General features: G+C 66.7%; 16 protein-coding genes. 5 read left to right on the top strand and 11 right to left on the bottom strand.

What is annotated here, in order from left to right; genetic code table 11:
* Positions 1 to 13: 13 nt before the first annotated feature.
* The 8 genes from ACSFB7_RS20780 to ACSFB7_RS20745 form a co-directional block, all read right to left on the bottom strand.
* The gene (locus ACSFB7_RS20780; protein WP_435473491.1) at positions 14 to 1,747 is read right to left on the bottom strand and encodes a tannase/feruloyl esterase family alpha/beta hydrolase; all 1,734 of its coding nucleotides are present in this window, start codon (positions 1,745 to 1,747) and stop codon (positions 14 to 16) included.
* A gap of 41 nt (positions 1,748 to 1,788) precedes the next feature.
* Positions 1,789 to 2,532 carry an ABC transporter ATP-binding protein gene (locus tag ACSFB7_RS20775; protein WP_435473489.1) on the bottom strand — a complete coding sequence of 248 codons (744 nt, stop codon included), beginning with the start codon at positions 2,530 to 2,532 and terminating at the stop codon, positions 1,789 to 1,791.
* Position 2,533: 1 nt separating this feature from the next.
* Positions 2,534 to 4,345: a branched-chain amino acid ABC transporter ATP-binding protein/permease gene (locus ACSFB7_RS20770; protein ID WP_435473486.1), complete on the bottom strand. Its 1,812-nt coding sequence runs from the start codon at positions 4,343 to 4,345 to the stop codon at positions 2,534 to 2,536.
* A gap of 339 nt (positions 4,346 to 4,684) precedes the next feature.
* The gene (locus ACSFB7_RS20765) at positions 4,685 to 5,725 is read right to left on the bottom strand and encodes a branched-chain amino acid ABC transporter permease (RefSeq protein WP_435473484.1); all 1,041 of its coding nucleotides are present in this window, start codon (positions 5,723 to 5,725) and stop codon (positions 4,685 to 4,687) included.
* A 34-nt stretch (positions 5,726 to 5,759) separates the two neighbouring features.
* Complete coding sequence (locus tag ACSFB7_RS20760; RefSeq protein ID WP_435473482.1) at positions 5,760 to 6,896, bottom strand: ABC transporter substrate-binding protein; 1,137 nt, start codon at positions 6,894 to 6,896, stop codon at positions 5,760 to 5,762.
* Between the two features lie 57 nt (positions 6,897 to 6,953).
* Positions 6,954 to 7,718 (bottom strand): SDR family NAD(P)-dependent oxidoreductase, encoded by a 765-nt coding sequence (locus tag ACSFB7_RS20755; RefSeq protein WP_435473480.1) that lies wholly within the window; start codon positions 7,716 to 7,718, stop codon positions 6,954 to 6,956.
* A 21-nt stretch (positions 7,719 to 7,739) separates the two neighbouring features.
* Complete coding sequence (locus ACSFB7_RS20750) at positions 7,740 to 9,596, bottom strand: feruloyl-CoA synthase (protein ID WP_435473478.1); 1,857 nt, start codon at positions 9,594 to 9,596, stop codon at positions 7,740 to 7,742.
* Complete coding sequence (locus ACSFB7_RS20745; protein WP_435473476.1) at positions 9,593 to 10,366, bottom strand: crotonase/enoyl-CoA hydratase family protein; 774 nt, start codon at positions 10,364 to 10,366, stop codon at positions 9,593 to 9,595. Before ACSFB7_RS20745 ends, ACSFB7_RS20750 begins: the two co-directional genes overlap by 4 nt.
* Positions 10,367 to 10,470: 104 nt before the next feature.
* Between ACSFB7_RS20745 and ACSFB7_RS20740 the strand changes: the two genes are divergently transcribed.
* Entirely contained in the window at positions 10,471 to 11,364 is an 894-nt protein-coding gene (locus ACSFB7_RS20740; RefSeq protein WP_435473475.1) for an amidohydrolase family protein, read from the top strand.
* Here ACSFB7_RS20740 and ACSFB7_RS20735 read toward each other — a convergent pair.
* Complete coding sequence (locus tag ACSFB7_RS20735; protein WP_435473473.1) at positions 11,353 to 12,240, bottom strand: MurR/RpiR family transcriptional regulator; 888 nt, start codon at positions 12,238 to 12,240, stop codon at positions 11,353 to 11,355. The two genes, ACSFB7_RS20740 and ACSFB7_RS20735, sit on opposite strands and share 12 nt — an antisense overlap.
* Positions 12,241 to 12,386: 146 nt before the next feature.
* Here ACSFB7_RS20735 and ACSFB7_RS20730 point away from each other — a divergent pair, with 146 nt between their 5' ends.
* Both ACSFB7_RS20730 and ACSFB7_RS20725 read left to right on the top strand, forming a co-directional pair.
* Positions 12,387 to 13,385, top strand: a complete 999-nt coding sequence (locus ACSFB7_RS20730; RefSeq protein ID WP_435473471.1) for a Bug family tripartite tricarboxylate transporter substrate binding protein — start codon at positions 12,387 to 12,389, stop codon at positions 13,383 to 13,385.
* Positions 13,386 to 13,393: 8 nt separating this feature from the next.
* Positions 13,394 to 14,347: a M14 family metallopeptidase gene (locus ACSFB7_RS20725; protein ID WP_435473470.1), complete on the top strand. Its 954-nt coding sequence runs from the start codon at positions 13,394 to 13,396 to the stop codon at positions 14,345 to 14,347.
* 86 nt (positions 14,348 to 14,433) lie between these two features.
* On the opposite strand, the gene ACSFB7_RS20720 is transcribed toward ACSFB7_RS20725, so the two are convergent.
* Positions 14,434 to 15,924, bottom strand: a complete 1,491-nt coding sequence (locus ACSFB7_RS20720) for a DUF4832 domain-containing protein (RefSeq protein ID WP_435473468.1) — start codon at positions 15,922 to 15,924, stop codon at positions 14,434 to 14,436.
* A 56-nt stretch (positions 15,925 to 15,980) separates the two neighbouring features.
* Positions 15,981 to 16,187: a hypothetical protein gene (locus ACSFB7_RS20715; RefSeq protein ID WP_435473466.1), complete on the bottom strand. Its 207-nt coding sequence runs from the start codon at positions 16,185 to 16,187 to the stop codon at positions 15,981 to 15,983.
* Positions 16,188 to 16,477: 290 nt separating this feature from the next.
* On the opposite strand from ACSFB7_RS20715, the gene ACSFB7_RS20710 reads away from it, so the two are divergent.
* Positions 16,478 to 17,167: a response regulator transcription factor gene (locus ACSFB7_RS20710; protein WP_435473464.1), complete on the top strand. Its 690-nt coding sequence runs from the start codon at positions 16,478 to 16,480 to the stop codon at positions 17,165 to 17,167.
* A 2-nt stretch (positions 17,168 to 17,169) separates the two neighbouring features.
* A complete protein-coding gene (locus ACSFB7_RS20705) occupies positions 17,170 to 18,369 on the top strand; it encodes an ATP-binding protein (protein WP_435473462.1) in 1,200 nt (399 codons plus the stop codon).
* Positions 18,370 to 18,386 lie beyond the last annotated feature (17 nt).

Below are 18,386 nucleotides of genomic sequence, written 5' to 3'. Positions count from 1 at the left end.
GCTCTTGAAAAATCTAGGGTGCGGGGCTCTTGCAGGCGAAGCTGCTGGCGCGCTCGGTGTCGCCGCCGGTGTAGGTGGCGACTTGCGGATACGGGCACAACGGTCGTGTGCGTTGCGGCGACCAGTTGGCCGGCACCTCGGTGTTGGGCACCGGTGAACCCGCGCCGCGCGCGGAAGCGGTGATGGACGCGGGCGCCTTGCCCTGCTCGACCCAGTCGACCAGCGCGCCCAGCATGTCGAACTGGTCGGTGGCCGGGCCGCCCGCGCAGTGGTTCATGCCGGGCACCGGGAAGTAGCGCGCGAACGAAGAGGCATCGCCGCCATTTGCGGCCTGCACGCGCTCGTACCAGGTGGCCGTGTCGTCCGAAGAGAACACCGGGTCGCTGGTGCCGTGGTACACGATCATCCGGCCGCCACGCTCGCGCAACGCGCTCAGGTTCGCGGCATCGGGTGGTATCATGAAAGACAGCGCCGATTCGCGGAACACGCCATCGATCGCCGCGATGCGCGGTGCGTCGCGGTCCATGTCGAAGCCCAGCGCGAAGGGCAGGCCCTGCGGCCGGTCGGCCAGCGGCGGCGTGCTGAAGATGAAGGCCATCGCACCGGCATCGCGCGTCGGCGGGCTCGCGAACTTCCACTCGCGCCAGTTGCTGCCGCTGATGCCCGCGTCGAACGGGAAGCTGCTGTAGATCGGCTGGCCCGCGCTGTTGCGTGCGCCCTTGAACACGTTGGCCAGCGCATTCTTCTGCGGTGCGCTGAGACACTGGCCGTTGCGCGTACCCGCAGCACACGTCGGCACGGCGGCCTGGATGTCAAAGCGCGTGCGGCAGGCATTGACGTTCGACACGATGCCGTCGGCCAGTCCGTCGAGCGCATCACAGCGCTCCAGCACTTTGTCGGCCACGAGCTTCAGCTCTGCCGGCGTGAAGGCGCTCTGCAGGTCGGGTTGGCCGGTGGACGTCTTCGCGCTCGCGACGGCCGCGTACTGCTGCGCGCCGTAGAGCTGTGCCACCGCCGCCTTCGGCAGATTGAAACCGGGGTCGCCCGCGAGGATGCCGTCGTACTGCCCCGCCGAGCGCACCGCCGCCACCATCGCATGCCGTCCGCCATTCGAGCAGCCGCCGAAGTACGAGCGGTCCGGTTCACGGCCGTAGGCCTTGGCGATCAGGTTCTTCGCCATCGGCGTGAGCTGCGCGACCGCGTTGTAGCCGTAGTCGAGCCGCGCCTGCGGATCGAGCCCGAAGCGCGGACCCATTGAACCCGCATGGCCCGCATCGGCGCTGATGACGGCAAAGCCCATCTGCAGCGCGCTGCTGCGCGGACCGCCACCACCGATGCCGCCCAGCGCAGGCACCACCACGCCATCGAGGCCGCCGTTGGCCTGGTAGAAGAAGCGGCCGTTCCATGCGACGGGCAGGCGCATCTCGAAGCCGATGGCGTAGCGCTGGTTGTCGACGGGGCTCGTGCGTTCGTTCATGCGGCCCTGCACGAGGCAGTGCGCGGGTGCGGCCATCGCGATGCCGCCGACCGTGACGGTGCCGGCAGGCACATCGGTGACGGAGGTGTAGACGGTGCCCGGCAACGCGGCACGCGCGGCAAGGTCGGTGCAGGCCTGCAGCGTGCCGGGGCGAGCAGCGGCCAGTGGCGCATGCGGTGCAGGCGCGCGACTGGCGCACGCCACGAGCAATGCAGCAACGCCGAGCGCGGTCGCGCACAGGCCGAGGTGAAGGTGGCGCTGTCGGGTCATGTCGTCTCGTCTCCTTGCCGCGAATGCCGCGGCTTCTTTCTTCAGGCCGCCTTGCGTGCCGCACCCAGGTAGGTGTCGATCACGCGCGAATCGACGGCCAGCTTCTTCGCTTCACCTTCGAGACTCACGCTGCCCATCTCCAGCACATAGCCATGGTCCGCAACTTCGAGCGCGGCGCGCGCGTTCTGCTCCACCAGCAGGATGGTCACGCCGGTGGCGCGCAGTGCATCGACGGTGCGGAAGATCTCCTGCACCACCAGCGGCGCGAGGCCAAGGCTGGGCTCGTCGAGCATCAGCAGCGTGGGGCGCGACATCAGCGCGCGACCCACCGCGAGCATCTGCCGCTCGCCACCCGACAACGTGCCGGCCAGTTGCGCGCGGCGTTCCTTCAAACGCGGGAACAGCGTGTAGACCTCGTCGATGCGGTCGCGCCATTGCTTGTTGCGCAAGCGCACCTGACGAAACGCGCCAAGCACGAGGTTGTCTTCGACCGGCATGGTGGCGAACAGCTCGCGCTTCTCGGGCACCAGCGCAATACCGAGCATCACGCGCTCTTCAAGCGTCATCGCCGAGATGGGCTGGCCCTTGAATTCGATGACGCCCTTGGAGGGCAGCACGCCCATGAGCGCATTGAGCAGTGTGGATTTGCCCGCACCGTTCGGGCCGATCACGGTGACGACGCTGCCCTGGTCGGCCCGCAGGTCGATGCCATGCAGAACTTCGGCGCGGCCGTAGCCGGCGTGCAGGTCGCGGATGCGGAGCAGGGGCGTGTTGTTGTTCGTCATGTCAATGCTCCGTGCCCAGGTACGCGGCGCGCACCTTGTCGCTGTTCTGCACCTCGGTGGGCGTGCCCTCCATCAGGTGCGTGCCGAACTCCATCACCACGATGTGGTCGCAGATGTCCATCACCAGTCCCATGTCGTGCTCGACCAGCAGGATGCTCATGCCCTCGCCGCGCAGTTGCCGCAGCACCTGGCCCAGCGCTTCCTTCTCCTTGTGGCGCAGGCCCGCAGCAGGTTCGTCGAGCAGCAACAGGGCAGGGTCGGCACACAGCGCGCGTGCAATTTCAAGCAGGCGCTGCTGGCCCATCGCGAGGTTGCCCGCCAGTTCGTGCAGCAAGGCGCCCATGCCCACGCGCTGCAACTGGCGCTCGGCTTCGCGAAACAGCGCGCGTTCTTCGGTGCGGTCGATGCGCAGCATCGCGGCGATGGCGCCCTTGTGGCCACGCAGATGCGCGCCCAGCGCCACGTTCTCCAGCACCGTCATGTCGGCCACCATCTTCACGTGCTGGAAGGTGCGCGACACGCCGCGCTGCGCGATCTGCCGCGCGCCCAGTCCCCCGATGGCTTCGCCCCGAAAGCGCACCGCGCCGCCCGACAGGCCGAGCACACCGGTCACGAGGTTGAAGGTGGTCGACTTGCCCGCGCCGTTCGGACCGATCAGGCCCACGATCTGGCCGGCGCGTGTCTGGAAGCTGATGTCGTTCACCGCCACCAGCCCGCCGAAGGTCTTGCGGATGGCCTGCACGTCGAGCACCACTTCGCCGGCGGCCGGCTTGGCGCGCGCGGGCAGGTCCTTCGCCCCTTGCCAGTCGACACTGCGGCGCGGACGCGGCAGGCGCCGGTCGACAAAGGCCCACAGCCCTTCGGGCAGGTACTTGAGCACCAGCACGATCATGATGCCGAACACGATCAGTTCGTAGCTGCCGGCGGTGCCGATGAGCTTGGGCAACAGCACCTGCAGCTGGTCTTCGAGCAGCTTGACCACACCCGCGCCGGCAATCGCGCCCCACACATGGGCCGCGCCACCGAGCACCGCCATGAAGAGGTACTCGATGCCCATCTTCAGCCCGAAGGGCGAGGGGTTCACCGTGCGCTGGAAGTGCGCGAACAGCCACCCAGAGATCGACGCCAGCATGGCCGCCAGCACGAAGATGCCGATCTTGAAGCGCAGCGTGTTCACGCCCATCGCCTCGGCCATCTGCGAGCCGCCCGCCAATGAGCGGATGGCACGGCCGCTGCGCGAGTCCAGCAGGCGTATCACCGCGAACGCCGCAAGGATCGCGAAGGCCCAGACCACGCCGTAGAACAGGCGCTGTTGGCCGAACTCGAAGCCGAACACCGACAAACCCTTCACGCCCAGGATGCCGTCGTACTTGCCCAGCGCATCGAGATTGCCCATGAGGTAGTACAGCGACAGCGCCCACGCGATGGTGGCCAGTGGCAGGTAGTGGCCCGACATGCGCAGCGTGATCGTGCCGATGATCGCGGCGCTGATGCCGGTGAGCGCGAGCCCGATGAACAGCGTGACCCACGGCGACAGGCCGGTGTTCACCGTCAGGTAGGCCGTCGTGTAGGCACCGATGCCCACGAAGGCCGCCTGCCCGAAGGAGGTGAGACCGCCGACGCCGGTGAGCAGCACGAGGCCCAGCACCGGCAGCGTGTAGATGCCGATGTAGTTGAGCTGGATGATCCAGAAGTCGGGCAGCGGCAGGAACGGCAGCGCGATCAGTACCAGGATCAGCGCGAGCGGGCCCCAGGTGCGCAGCAGGCTCTTGTCTGGCGCTTGTGCCGAAGACGGGTTCAGTAACGCTTCCATGTCAGTGGTCTGTTGCCGGTTGTGTTTTGAGTGCGGCTGTTCGGGGCGAGTGCGAATGACACCGGGTGCTCCCCTCCGCGAATGTCCCCCGCTTCGCTCCTCCTTTATTTCGCTGCGGGGAGCACCCGGTGTCATTCGCACATGGACGCGCTGCTGGTGTGCAGCCGATCAACGACTGCTCTGTCCAGCGCTCGCGCCGATACGGGGCTCTTTTTCGCGAAATAAAGGAGGAGCGAAGCGGGGGACATTCGCGAAAAAGAGCCCCGTGTCGGCGTGAGTGCCGCCCTGAACAGCAACGCTCAGAACGCACAACGCGACGAACAGAAGAGCCGGTCTTCATCAATGCTCCTCATCCGAATGACCGCTACGCAGCGAACGCCAAAGCAGCACCGGCAGGATGATGGTGAACACGATCACTTCCTTGAACGAGCTGGCCCAGAACGAACCGAAAGCCTCGATCACCCCAACGGCCAGTGCACCCAGCAGCGCACCCGGATAGCTCGCAAGCCCGCCGATCACGCCGGCCACGAAGCCCTTCAGGCCGATGAGAAAACCCGAGTCGTAGAAGATCGTGGTCGTCGGCCCGATCAGCAGGCCCGACAGCGCACCGATGAGCGCAGTCATTGCAAACGTGAGCTGCCCGGCCGCCTGCGTCGAGATGCCCATGAGCCGCGCACCCAGCCGGTTCACGGCCGTGGCGCGCAGCGCCTTGCCATACAGGCTGCGCTCGAAGAACAGCCACAGCAACACGATCAACGCTGCCGACATTGCAAAGATGATCAGCGCCTGCCCGCTCACATTGAGTGGCCCCAGCGCCATGCGCTCGTCCCAGAACGGCGGATTGCGAAAGCCTTCAGCGCCGAAGAACAACAGGCCCAGCCCCGTCATCGCGAAGTGCACGCCGACCGAGACGATCAACAGCACCAGCGAACTGGCACCGGCCAATGATTGATACGCCACCCGGTACACCAGCGGCCCGAAAGCCGTGACGATGAACACGGTAAGCAGCGCCTGCACGCCCAGCGGCAGGTTGCGCGGCCCGGCCCAGGCCGACACCGCGCAGATCACGGCGGGCGCCGCGAAGGTGCGCAACGCCGCCATGAGACCAGCCACCGCACTGCCGCGATGGCGCCAGACCGTGACCAGGTCCATCAACGCGGCAACGCCCGCCAATATCAACAGCAGCCACACCGTGCCCGGCGTCTTGCCCGTCTGGAAGATCGCCAGCGTCAGCGCGCCGTACGCCACGAACTCGCCCTGCGGAATGAAGATGACGCGAGTCACCGTGAAGACGAGCACGATGCCCATGCCCAGCAGGGCATAGATCGCGCCATTGGTGAGTCCGTCCAGCGTCAGGATGCTGGCGATTGAAAAATCCATGGCGTGGGTTCGCGGCGCGGGCTTGTTGGGAAGATTACTGTTCGACCTTGAAGGCGCCGTTCACGACCTTGAGCATCACGCCCGTTTCCGTCGTGTAGCCCCAGTGGTCTTGTGCGGTCCAGTTCAGCACGCCGTGCGCGAGCACCGTGCGGCCCATGCCTTCGAGCGCGTCGCGCAGCGCGGCGCGGAATTCCGGCGTGCCGGGCTTGGCCTTCTTGAGCGCGACCGGCACGGCCTTTTCGAGCACCGTGAGCGCGTCGGCCGCGTGGCCGGCGAACTGGTTGCGCGAGCCGGGGCCGTAGGCCTTTTCATAACCCTGCACGAAGGCCACGGCCGCAGCCTTCGACGGATGGCTGTCGGGCAATTGCTCGGCCACGGTGGCGGGGCCCGACACGACAAAAGTGCCCTCGGCGTCCTTGCCGGCGGTGCGCATCAGGTCTTGCGTGGCGGCGGCGTGCGTCTGGTAGACCTTGCCCTTGTAGCCGCGCTCCATCACGGCTTTTTGCGGCATGCCCGCGCCGCTGCCCGAGGCCACGATCAGGATCGCGTCGGGGTTGGCCGACGTGAGCTTGAGCACCTGGCCGGTCACGCTGGTGTCGGCGCGTGCAAAGCGTTCGGTGGCCACGATCTTGATGCCGTTCTTGGCGGCTTCGGCGGTCAGTGCCTTGAGCCACAGCTCGCCGTACGCGTCGGTGTAGCCGAGGAAGCCGACCGTCTTCACGTTCTGCTTCTTCATGTGCGCGACCACCGCGAAGGCCATCACGTCGTTCGATTGCGGCAGGCGGAAGAACCACTTGTCCTTGCCCGGCGGCAGGCCGGCCGGTGCGGTCGACAACTGCGGCGTGCCGGCTTCGGCGGTCACGTCGGCCATCGGGATGGCGACCGGCGTGGCGCTGGAGCCGACGATCAGGTCGACCTTGTCTTCGGTGACCAGGCGCTGCGCGTCCTTCACGCCGGTGGTCGGGTCGGTGGCATCGTCGAGCACGACGACCTTCAGTGTTTCACCCGCGATGGTCTTGGGCCAGATCGCGATGCCGTTCTTCACCGGAATGCCCAGGCCCGAGGCCGGGCCGGTGAGCGGCTGCACCACGCCGATGGTGATGTCGGCATGGGCCATGCCCATGGCCATGAGCGCCAGCACGGCGGCGAGGGTGGTCTTCTTGAAGGTCATCGGTGTCTCCTGATGTGTTGGAAGTGAAGCGGACTGACGGGCGGACGAAAGCTCAGCTCAGCGCGGCGCCATGCGCAAGGCGCCGTCGAGGCGAATCACTTCGCCGTTGAGGTGGCCGTTGGTGACGACGTGGCAGGCCAGCTCGGCGAACTCCGAAGGCTTGCCCAGGCGCGGCGGGAAGGGAATGGACGCGGCCAGCGAGTGCTGCACCGCCTCGGGCAGCTCCAGCAGCAGCGGCGTGGCGAACAGGCCCGGCGCCACGGTGCACACGCGGATGGCGTGCTGCGCGAGGTCGCGCGCCATCGGCAGCGTCATGCCGACGAGGCCGCCCTTCGAGGCGCTGTAAGCCTGCTGGCCGACCTGGCCGTCGAAGGCCGCGACTGAAGCGGTGAAGAGCATCACACCCTTCTCGCCGTTGTCGAGCGCATCGAGCTTCGCGCAGCGGGCCGCGAACAGGCGCGCCATGTTGTAGCCGCCGATCAGGTTGATGTTGACCACGCGCACGAAGTCTTCGAGCGGCGCCGGGTTGCCGTCCTTGCCGACGATGCGCTTGGCGCTGCCGATGCCGGCCACGTTCATCAAAATGCGCGCGGGGCCGTGCGCGGCGGCGGCCTTGTCGAGCGCGGCGTTCACGCTGTCGGTGTCGGTGATGTCGCAGACGCATGCAACGCCGCCGATCTCCGCCGCCACTTTCTCCGCCAATGCGGCATTGCGGTCGAGCACCGCAACCTTGGCGCCCAGGCGCGCGAGTTCGCGTGCGGTGGCTTCGCCGAGGCCCGATGCGCCGCCGGTGACCAGTGCGGCTTGTCCTTCGATCTTCATTCTTGTGTCTCCTGGATGGGGTTAGCGGGGCGTGAGGGTGAAGGGCAGGGTGCCAGCGTGCATCGCGTCGGCCAGCGCCGCGCGGTGCTTGAGCACGGCGCGCTGGTTGATGGAGCCCTTGTCGGTCACTTCGCCCTTGTCGATGGAAGGCGGCTCGGCCATCAGGTGCAGCCGCGCGATGCGGTTCGCGCTGCCGGTGCCGGCCGCAGCCAGCGCGTTGGCCACTTGCTGGAAGTGCGCCTGCACGGGTTCGCTTTCGAGCACCTGCTGCATGGTCGCGTCGGCGCTGAGCCCGGCGAGTTGCCGCACCTTCTGCGTCGGAAAGATCAGCGCGCCGACTTCCTTCAGGTTGATGCCGGTCAGCACCGCGTCCTGCACATAGGGCGCACCGGCCGCGATGATCTTCGCGCGCAGCGGGCCCACGCTCACGAAGGTGCCGGTGGCGAGCTTGAAGTCTTCGGCGATGCGGCCATCGAAGCGCAGGCCGCGGTGGATGTTGTCGTCGGCGATCCACTTCACCGCGTCGCCGGTCGAGAAGAAGCCTTCGTTGTCGAAGGCCTCGGCCGTGGCCTCGGGCGCGCGCCAGTAGCCGGGCGTGATGTTGGGGCCGCGATAGCGCACCTCGGTCTTGCCGTCGACCTCGATCAGCTTGATCTCGATGCCGGGCGCGGGCAGGCCCACGTCGCCCGACTTCACTTCGGGGCCGGTCACATACAGCGCGAAGGGGCCCGACTCGGTCATGCCCAGGCCCGTGCCCATGACGATGCGTTCGCCGACTTCGGCTTCCTGCGTCTTGTGCAGGCTGTCCCACACGGGCTGCGACAGCGCGGCGCCCGAGTAGAAGAACATCTTCACGCGCGACAGCAGGTTGCGGCGCAGCACCGCATCGGTTTCCATCGCCTGCGCGATGGCCTCGAAGCCGGTGGGCACATTGAAGTAGATGGTGGGCGCGATCTCGCGCAGGTTGCGCAGCGTCTCGGCCATGCCGGCGGGCGTGGGCTTGCCGTCGTCGATGTAGAGCGTGCCGCCGTTGTCCAGCACGATGCCCACGTTGTGGTTGCCACCGAAGGTGTGGTTCCAGGGCAGCCAGTCGACCAGCACCGGCGGCTCGTCGCCCAACGCGGGAATCGACTGGCGCAACTGCTGCTGGTTGGCGCACCACATGCGGTGCGTGTTGATCACCGCCTTGGGCATCTTGGTCGAGCCCGAGGTGAAGAGAAACTTGGTGATGGTGTCGGGGCCGGTCGCCTGCATCGCCGCGTCGATGGCGGGCGTGGCCGGTGTGGCGGCGAAGGCGTTGAACGCGGTGGTGGCGCGGCCTTCGAGCGTGCCTTCGGCCAGCACGACTTCGGTGCCGGCCGGCACGGTCGCCTGGATGGCGCGGCCATAGCGCGCGGCATCGGTGGCGAACACCAGGCCGGGGGTCAGCGTGTCGAAGACGTGGCGCAGCTTTTCGAAGTCCTGGCTCACGAGCGAATAGGGCGGCGACACCGGGCAGTAGGGCACGCCGGCGTAGAGGCAGCCGAGCGCGAGCAATGCGTGCTCGATGCCGTTCTCGCTGAGGATCGCGACCGGGCGTTCCGCGTTCAGGCCGCGTTCGAGCAGTGCCTGTCCGATACCTCGCGCCTCTTGCAGGGCCTGCGCATAGCTCACGCGCAGCCAGTTGCCGGTGCTGCCGTCGGCCAGCCGTTCGCGGCGGGCGATGAAGGTGCGCTCGGGCGTGGCTTCGGCCCAGTGCTGGAGCCGGTCGGTCATGCGCTCGCGGTAGGCCTGCAGCGGTGTCTCGGCTTGCAGATACTGCGTGCCCGGTACGCCGTCGCGCAGCACCGCGCGGGTCACGCCGAAGGCCAGCGGGCGGTATCGAACGGCGGCGGTCATCCCTTGCTCACCTTCGCGCCCCGGCCTTCGAGGAAGTCGCGCACGCGCGCCTTGGCTTCAGGGGCGGCCTGCACGATGCCGGAGATCAGCGCCTCGGTGAAGAAGCCGTGGTCGGCCGACTGCTCGGCGATGCGCGGCAGCGCGTGCATCAGCGCGTAGTTGGTCAGCGGTGCGTTGGTGGCCACGCGCTGCGCGAGTTCGAAGGCCTTGTCGAAGGCCGTGCCTTCGTCGACCAGGTACTGCGCGAAGTTGGCGCGCTCGCCGTCTTCCGCGTTGTAGACGCGGCCGGTCATCATCATGTCGGTCATGCGGGCCACGCCGATCAGCTTGGGGATGCGCACCGAGCCGCCGCCGCCCACGAAGATGCCGCGCGAGCCTTCGGGCAGCGCATAGAAGGTGCTCCGGTCGGCCACGCGGATGTGGCAGGCGCTGGCCAGCTCGAGCCCGCCGCCGACCACAGCGCCGTGCAGCGCCGCGATCACCGGCACCGGGCCGTGCTGGATCAGGTCGAGCGCCGCGTGCCACATGCGCGAGTGCTGCATGCCCTGGCCGGCGTCGCGCTCTTTCAGTTCGCTCAGGTCGAGGCCGGCGCAGAAGTGCGGGCCTTCGCCGTCGATCACGGCGGCGCGCACGGTGGACGGCAATTGCTCGAAGGTGTCGCGCAGTGCGAGGATGAGTCCGTCCGACAGCGCATTGCGCTTGGCGCCGCGCGTCAGGCGGACGATGGCGACTTCGTCGCGGATGTCGAGTTGCAGGTCTGGATGGGTCATGGTGATGTTCGGGGTTGCGTTGGATTATGGTTATGAGAAATAATCAATTCAAGGCACTTGAGCCTCCTGAATCCTAGGGACTTACCCGTACCGGAGACAACGACATGGACCACCAGAACCTGATCGCCATCGACATCCACACCCACGCCGAAGTGAGCTGCTGGAACCCGTTCGACAACTACGGCGAGGAGTACGACCGCGCCGCCGACAAGTACTTCGGATCGAGCGGCCGCCCGACCATTGCCGAGAGCGTGGCGTACTACCGTGAAAGAAAGATCGGCCTGGTGATGTTCATGGTCGATGCCGAATCGAACATGGGCCGCCGCCGCATCCCGAACGAAGAGATCGCCGAGGCCGCGCAGCAGAACAGCGACATGATGATTGCCTTCGCCAGCATCGATCCGCACAAGGGAAAGATGGGCGCGCGCGAGGCGCGGCGGCTCATCGAGTCGCACGGCGTGAAGGGCTTCAAGTTCCACCCGACGGTGCAGGCTTTCCACCCCTACGACAAGATGGCCTGGCCGCTCTACGAGGTGATTGCCGAGTACAAGCTGCCGGCCATCTTCCACACCGGCCACAGCGGTATCGGCTCGGGCATGCGCTGCGGCGGCGGCCTGCGGCTCGAATACAGCAACCCGATGCACCTGGACGACGTGGCCATCGACTTCCCCGACATGCAGATCGTCATGGCCCACCCCAGCTTTCCGTGGCAGGACGAGGCACTGAGCGTGGCCACGCACAAGCCGAACGTGTGGATTGACCTGTCGGGCTGGAGCCCCAAGTACTTTCCGAAGCAACTGGTGCAGTACGCCAACACGCTGCTGAAAGACCGCGTGCTGTTCGGCAGCGACTACCCGCTGATCACGCCCGACCGCTGGATGAAGGACTTCGAGGCCGCCGGCTTCAAGCCCGAGGTGATGCCCGGCATCCTCAAGGGCAACGCGGTGCGGCTGCTGGGGCTCGACAAGCCCGCGGCCTCAGCGGCATCAGCGACCTGAAGGCGCACGGCGCGCCGGATCGGCCGCGTCGTTCCAGTGCTGCTCCCAGAGCGCGTCGCCGCGCTCCAGCGCCGCGCCCATTTCTTTCTTGCGCCGCTGCGCCACGGCCGTGATGAGCGCATTGCAGACCGACAGCGCGGCCGTGTATGAATCGAAGGGCGATGCGCTGGAGGTGCGCACCAGCAGCAGGTGATCGGCCGACGCGGCTGCGGGGGCGGTCGGTCCGTCGGTGATCACGACGACCTTCGCGCCCTTCTGGCGAAAGTACTTCGCCGCGCGCGCGATCGCGAGCGAATGGCGCCTGAAGGTGGGCGTGAGCAGCAGGTCGTGTTCATCGATCCACAGCAACTGGTCTTCGAGCAGCAGCGGGCTCGTCGACGTCATGAGCCGCACGTCGGGCAGGCACATGTTCAGGTGCAGCGCCAGATGGCTGGCGATCGAGGCGCCGTGCCGCTGCCCGAGCACATGCACGCGCACCTTGCGCTGCGTGAGCAGCCGCACCGTGGCCTCGAACGCGGCCACGTCGAGCGATGCGAAGGTGGCGGCCAGGTTGTGCTGGTCGTGCAGCAGCGCGTTGTCCAGGCAGGAGCGGATGGAAGCGTCGTCGTTGATGACGGCGTCCGCGCGCGTGGCGGGCGACGCCAGCAGGGCGGTCACCTCCAGGCGCGCTTCCATCTGCGCCTGGGCATAGCTTTCGTAGCCCAGCTTGGCGAGCAGCCGCACCACCGTCGATGCGCTGGTGCCCACCTTTTTTGCAAGGCTCGTTGCAGATTCGAGCAAGCCCTGCGGGTGGTGCGCCTGCAGCTCCTCGATCAGGAGCCGCTCGGTCTTGGTGAGCTTCTTGCCGTAGCCCGAGATGCGTTGGTTCAGATTCATGGTCGCGGGGCATTCTGCATGCGGAATCGGGGAAACCTGATTTTTGCAACGAGTATTGCAAAAATATGACTGTCTTGCAAAAATGCGCGCACGAATCCGAGCCGGATTCGCAAGTTCCCCATGCACCAGGACACAAGGACGTTCCCATGAGCCCCACCACCGCAGCGCCCGCCCTCCGGCGGCGCGAGATCATCGGCGCCGGATTGACGGCGTTGTTGTTGCCCCTGGCCGCGCATGCCCAGGCCTTTCCTTCGCGGCCGATCACGCTGGTGGTGCCGTTCCCGGCCGGTGGCTCGGTGGACCTGATCGCGCGGCTCTACGCCGAGCCGCTGTCGAAGGCGCTGGGCACGGCGATCGTCATCGACAACCGTGGCGGTGCCGGTGGTTCCATCGCCAGCGCGCAGGTCGCGCGTGCCAAGCCCGATGGCTACACGCTGGTCGTGTCTTCGCAGAGTTCGCACCTGGCCAATCCGCTCACGCAGGCCAACCCGGGCTACGACCCGATCAAGGACTTCGCCTCGATCAGCCAGCTCGCCCGCTCCATCAACGTGCTGCTGGTGAACCCGGCGGTGCCCGCGAAGACCTTCAAGGAATTCGTCGCGCTGGTGAAGGCGCGCCCGGGCGAGCTGAACTTCTGCAGCGCCGGGCCGGGCAGCATGGGGCAGCTCAATGTGGAGTTGATGAAGTCGCAGTTGCAGCTCAATGCCACGCACGTGCCCTACCGTGGCGGCGGCCCGCTGGTGACCGCGCTGATCGGCAACGAGGTGCAGTTCGGGCTGGACAACCTCGCGCCTTTCCTGCCGCACATCCAGGCCGGCAAGCTGCGCGCGCTGGCGGTGGCCGCGCCGACCCGCTTCGCGGCCTTGCCCGATGTGCCGACCTTCGCGGAGCTGGGCTACCCGGTGCTGAACACCACGTCGTGGATCGGTCTGGCCGCGCCCGCGAAGACGCCGCCCGAGGTGATCGCCGCGCTGCACAAGGCGGTGCGCTCGGTGGCGGACCAGCCGGTCATGGTCGAGGCGCTGCTGTCGCGCGGCTCGCTCGCGCCGGAGGTGCAGTCGCCCGCGCAGTTCACCGCGATGATGTCGGAGCGGCTGGCGCTCTACGGCGACATGGTCAGGCGCGCCGGCATCCGCGGCGAGTGAGTGAGCGCATGACGCACGCATCGTTCGCTCCCGACACCGCGCCGCTCGAGGTGCTTCCGCGCGACATCTCGGCCTACCGGCAGGGCAACACCGGCATCGACTACGTGCACCGCTTCGCATCGGGCCGGCCGGGGCCGCATGTGCTGGTCAATGCGCTGACGCACGGCAATGAAATCTGCGGCATGGTGGCCGCCACGCACCTGCTCGATGCGGGCGTGCGCCCGAAGATCGGCACGCTCACCGTGAGCTTTGCGCATGTGGAGGCCTATAACGCCTTCGACATCGACCGGCCCTACGAGAACCGCCAGCTGGTGCACAACCTCAACCGCATCTGGTCGACGGACATGCTCGACGGCACGCAGCAAAGCCCCGAGCTGCGCCGCGCACGCGAGTTGCGGCCCGTGCTCGATGCGGCCGACTACGTGCTGGACATCCATTCCACGCGCGCACCCGTGGCGCCCTTCTGGGTGTACCCGGAATTCGAGCGCAATGCGGGCCTGGCGCTGGCCGTCGGCCGGCCGCTGGTGCACCTCGTCATGCCCGTGGGCGCCGCGCCCGGCACGGGCGTGACGGGCTACGGCCGTCACGGCGAGGCGGGCATCGATGGCGGCGCGGTGGTGGTCGAATGCGGCCAGCATTTCAGCCAGTCGGCCGCCGACCTGGCGACCGATGTGTCGCTGCGCTTCCTGGCGCACCTGGGGCTCATCGATCCGGTGCGGGACGTTGCCACAGCCGCAGAACCGGCGCGCCGGTTCCGGCTGCTCGAAGTGCACATGGTGCAGTCCGATGCGTTCGCGTTCGTGCGGCCCGTGATCGGCTTCGAGGTCTTCCACAAGGACGAGCTGATCGCCGTCGATGCGGGCCGCGAGATCCGCTCGCCCTGCGACGGCTGCACGATCTTCATGCCGACGCGCGCGCCGGTGGTCGGCCGCGAAGGCGTGTACCTGACCATCGCGGTCTAGGACCAGCGCCGTGGCGCCGCAGGGCGACGGGCTGCGGCCAGGCCGTGGAACCTGTGGACCCACCTGGCCAGCGGCTTGGTCACGAGTCACTTCACCTCGACGATGGAGCCAAGGGCAAAAGCGCCCAGTTGTGCATCCCAACGTTGGCCGGCCGCCGTGTTGTCCGCATTGGCCCAGCGGATCGCGAAGCGGGCATCGGCGGCCAGGCGCGCGTCGGCATCGGGCAGCGCGAGCCACAGTTGATAGCTGCCGGTGGGAAGATCGGCTGGCAGCGTGGTGGTGAGTGTCGCGGCTTGATCGCTGGTGCCGGGCATCCACGTGCGCGGATCGGCGCCGGTCGCGTCCAGGCGGCGGACGTCGTTGGTCACGGCATGCTTGAGCACCAACTGCACTCCGCGCGGATTGAAAATACGCGCCCAGCCCCCGTTGCGCAGTGAAAGCTGGACGCTCAGCGTCTGGCCACGCACGACAGCGCTGGCATGGGAGGCTTTCGACAGCACCAGCCGGTAACCCATCTTGCGGCGCACCTCGACCATGCAGTCGTTTTGTACCCAGTTGGCATGGAACATCTTGCGGTAGTACTCGTCGTTGAGGTAGGTCAGCTTGTACCTTGCGCCCTCGCCAAGAATGTCGGCGCATTGGGTGCGAAGCACGGCGTTCTTCTCGTCAACCGGGTTGCAAGTCTCGCCACCGAAAGGAGCGAAGTTCCCCAGACGGTCAACGTAGTCGCGTTGCTTCGTCGCGATCGTGGCGTCGTCGTCGTAGGTGCCGACGTCGGTCTTGCTCGCGAGGAAGCAGTCGTTGTGTACGCCGATGCGCTGCGTGCCGGTGTGCGCGGCACTCCATGTCGGCAGCTCCGGCGTGCCTTCCATCACATACGAGGGATAGCGCAGCTGGATGAAACGGCTCGTTGGCAGCGCGTCGAGCAAGGCATCGCGGATCTTGTTGCGAGGGGCCGCTTCGGTCAGGTTGTTGGAAGAGGTATGCCACTCACCCCAGGCGCCGATGAAGCCGGCCTGCATGAACGCGATGACGTCGGCATTGCGCTGCAGTACCGGTTTGAGCTGCTCGATGTGGGCAAGCACGCGGGACAGCGGCGCGTCCTGTGCGTTGCGGTAGTCGACTTCCGATTCCGGATAGTTGTAGACGACGCGTATGACCAGTTTCATCCCGGCGGCGCGTGAGCGGCCCAGGGCTGCTTCCACCTGCGCGAGCAGTGTCGGGGGCAGCTCTGCATCGCGATAGGCCGACAGGTTCAGCTTGGAGAGCAGCAGGCGGTACCCGTTCTTGTAGGCATCGTCCGCGTCGTCGCGGGTGACCGTGTCCAGGTCGGTCCAGCTCCAGCGGTAGAAGCCGCGCTCGGGATTGGGGAGATCGTCGTCGGTCGCGGTGAATGTGACGGCGGTCTGTGGTGCGTCATTCATGGAAGGCGCGGAGATGGGACGTGGTGGCGGGAGTGCGCCCGAATCCGAACCGCCGCCACCGCCACCGCAGGCGGTGAGGATCACCATCGAGAGGACGGTTGCGAGGCGGCGCATGACTGGGAATGGACGGCGAAGAAGGTGTTGCTTCTGCATGGTTGTGACTGGTTTGTTGGTTGATCCTGCGTGCATGAAGTCCCGGTGCGGGTGATTCAAGGGCCGAACCAATAGAAAAGCCATACGGCAAGGACCCCGAGGGTCGCGAGCAGAAGGATGGTGTGGGACCCGAAGCGCAGCCGCGCAGCGGCAAACAAAAGCAGCAGGAAGAAGCGCTCGATGCGCGACAGGAAGCGAGGCGCAACAGCGAAGGGCTGGATGGTTGCGGGATCTGAAGCGGTATTTGCTGGCGAGAACAACATTCGAGGATGCCCGGGTCCGGTCGGACGCCTGGGGAAGATGGTCTGAAACCTGATGCTCGCGCGCTCATGTTCAGAAGCTCTGCAACTTCCATCAAGATTGGGTCAAGCCGCATGTGCTGCCGTGTGTCTTGCCTTGCGCGCGAAAAATCCTGGCGCGTTAAGATTCCGCGGGTGCGACGGATATGGCTTGCGCGCCGCGCGAGGGCAGTGGCACACGCGGGGCTTTGGCGATGTTCTGGCGGCGCGAGCGCCGAGGCGTCGATGTGTCGGTCCCGCACATTGACAGTTCTATGACCGACGAACGCATCCTGATTGTCGAAGACGATCCTCAGATCGCCGATGTGCTTTCCGCCTACCTGCGGCACGAGGGTTACCAGACGGCGCACTGCCTCGATGGAGAAGAGGCGTTGCGTGTGTTCAGGCAGTGGCAACCGGCCTTGGTGCTGCTGGACTACATGCTGCCGCGGTTGAGCGGCAGCGACGTGCTTGCTGCCATTCGGCGCGCGGGCGATGTCCCGGTCATCATGGTCTCGGCTGTCAATGAGGAAGCCGACAAGCTTGGCGCGCTTCGATACGGAGCGGACGACTACGTGGTCAAGCCCTTCAATCCGAAGGAAGTCGTTGCCCGCGTGCGGGTTGTCCTGCGACGTACCCGGACGCCTCCCCTCGCGCCGCCGGCCCGGCTGTCCTGGGGCGCTCTCGAACTCGATCTCGACGCCGTGACCGTGCAAGCCGCCGGCGATGCAGCCCCGCTCGATCTGACGATCACCGAGTTCAAGCTTCTGTCGGTCATGATGCAACACCCACGCAAGGCCTTCAGCCGGTTCGAACTGCTGCAGGCCTCCCTGCCCGAGAGCGATGCGCTCGAGCGTGTTGTCGACACGCATGTGCATAACCTGCGCCGCAAGCTGGAGGAGCGCGGTGTCACCGGCATTCCCCTGGCGGTTCGAGGTGTCGGCTATCGCCTGAGCAGTTCCTAGCCATGCCGTCGCGAAGATCGCTGTGGGCGTGGCTTACCTGGCGCATGGTTGCCCTGGCCGTCGCCGCGACGGCGGCCGTGCAGGTCGGGATGTGGATCCGCTACGAAATCTGGTCGGACAGAATCAACTCCCAGTTGCCCCCGGAGATCGCGGCAGAGTTGGGACGGCTTGAAGATGCGCCGAAAGAGAATACAAAGCGGCTCCACGAGATCTACACGCAGTATTCCGATCTCTTCGTTTCCCCCACCGATACCGAGGACCTGCTCGTCCAGGCGCTGTTGAGCCTGGCCATCATCCCGTTCGTGGTGGTGTTTGCTCTTATCCTGGCGCGTCGCATCGCGCAGCCGCTCTCACATGTGGTCGTGGCCGCCGAGTCGGTTTCGGTCGGGCAGTTTTCGACGCGTGCACCCGTTCCAAAGACCGCTCCCGCCGAGCTTCAACGTCTGGCCACCCATTTCAACAAGATGGCTCAGCAGTTGGAGTCGTACGACAGGGAGCTTCACGATTCAAGCGCTGCCATCGCACATGAGCTTCGGACACCCCTGACCGCGGCGATGGGACGGTTGCAGGGCATCATCGATCAGGTATTTCCATTGGAAGAGCAGCAGATCGCCACGGTGCTGGACCAGCTCGTGCAGATCCAGCACATCATCGGTGACCTGCAGGTCCTGTCGCTCGTTCAGGGCGACAGGCTTCGACTGGAGATCACCGAGTTCGCCGTGCGCGAGTTCGTCGATGAACGGATCTCGTGGGCCGGCCCCGCCCTGCGCAAGTGCGGCATGCGGGCCGTCAATCATGCCGATTCAGTGCAGACGCTGCGCGGCGACAGGAGCCGGCTCGGTCAGGTCCTGTCGGCGCTCATTGACAACGCGGTGCGCCATGCAAGCGACGGAGGCATCGTGGAGATCGACTTCGAGGCGGGAGACCTGAGCGTCGAACTGATCGTGAGGGACCGGGGCGCGAGCATCTTGCCCGACGACAAAGACTTCTCGCGTTTCTTCGAGCGCTTCTGGCGCGGCGAGAAATCCCGCTCGCGGCACGCCGGCGGAACGGGTCTTGGCTTGTCGGTCGTCCATGCGATCTGCAAGGCGCATGGCGGGCACGCGATGGCCGCGGCACGCGCCGGCGGCGGCACGGAAATCCGGATCCGCTTGCCGCGTGCGGGGATGGCGGCAAGCACTACTGGCAAGCCGGTGATCTAGAGGTCTTGTCCCCGGAC

Origin of the sequence: Variovorax raffinosi (assembly GCF_051216615.1) — a bacterium.
Lineage (GTDB): Bacteria > Pseudomonadota > Gammaproteobacteria > Burkholderiales > Burkholderiaceae_C > Variovorax.
Note: the sequence above shows the minus strand (reverse complement) of the source record. Positions and strands in the feature narration are given on the sequence as shown.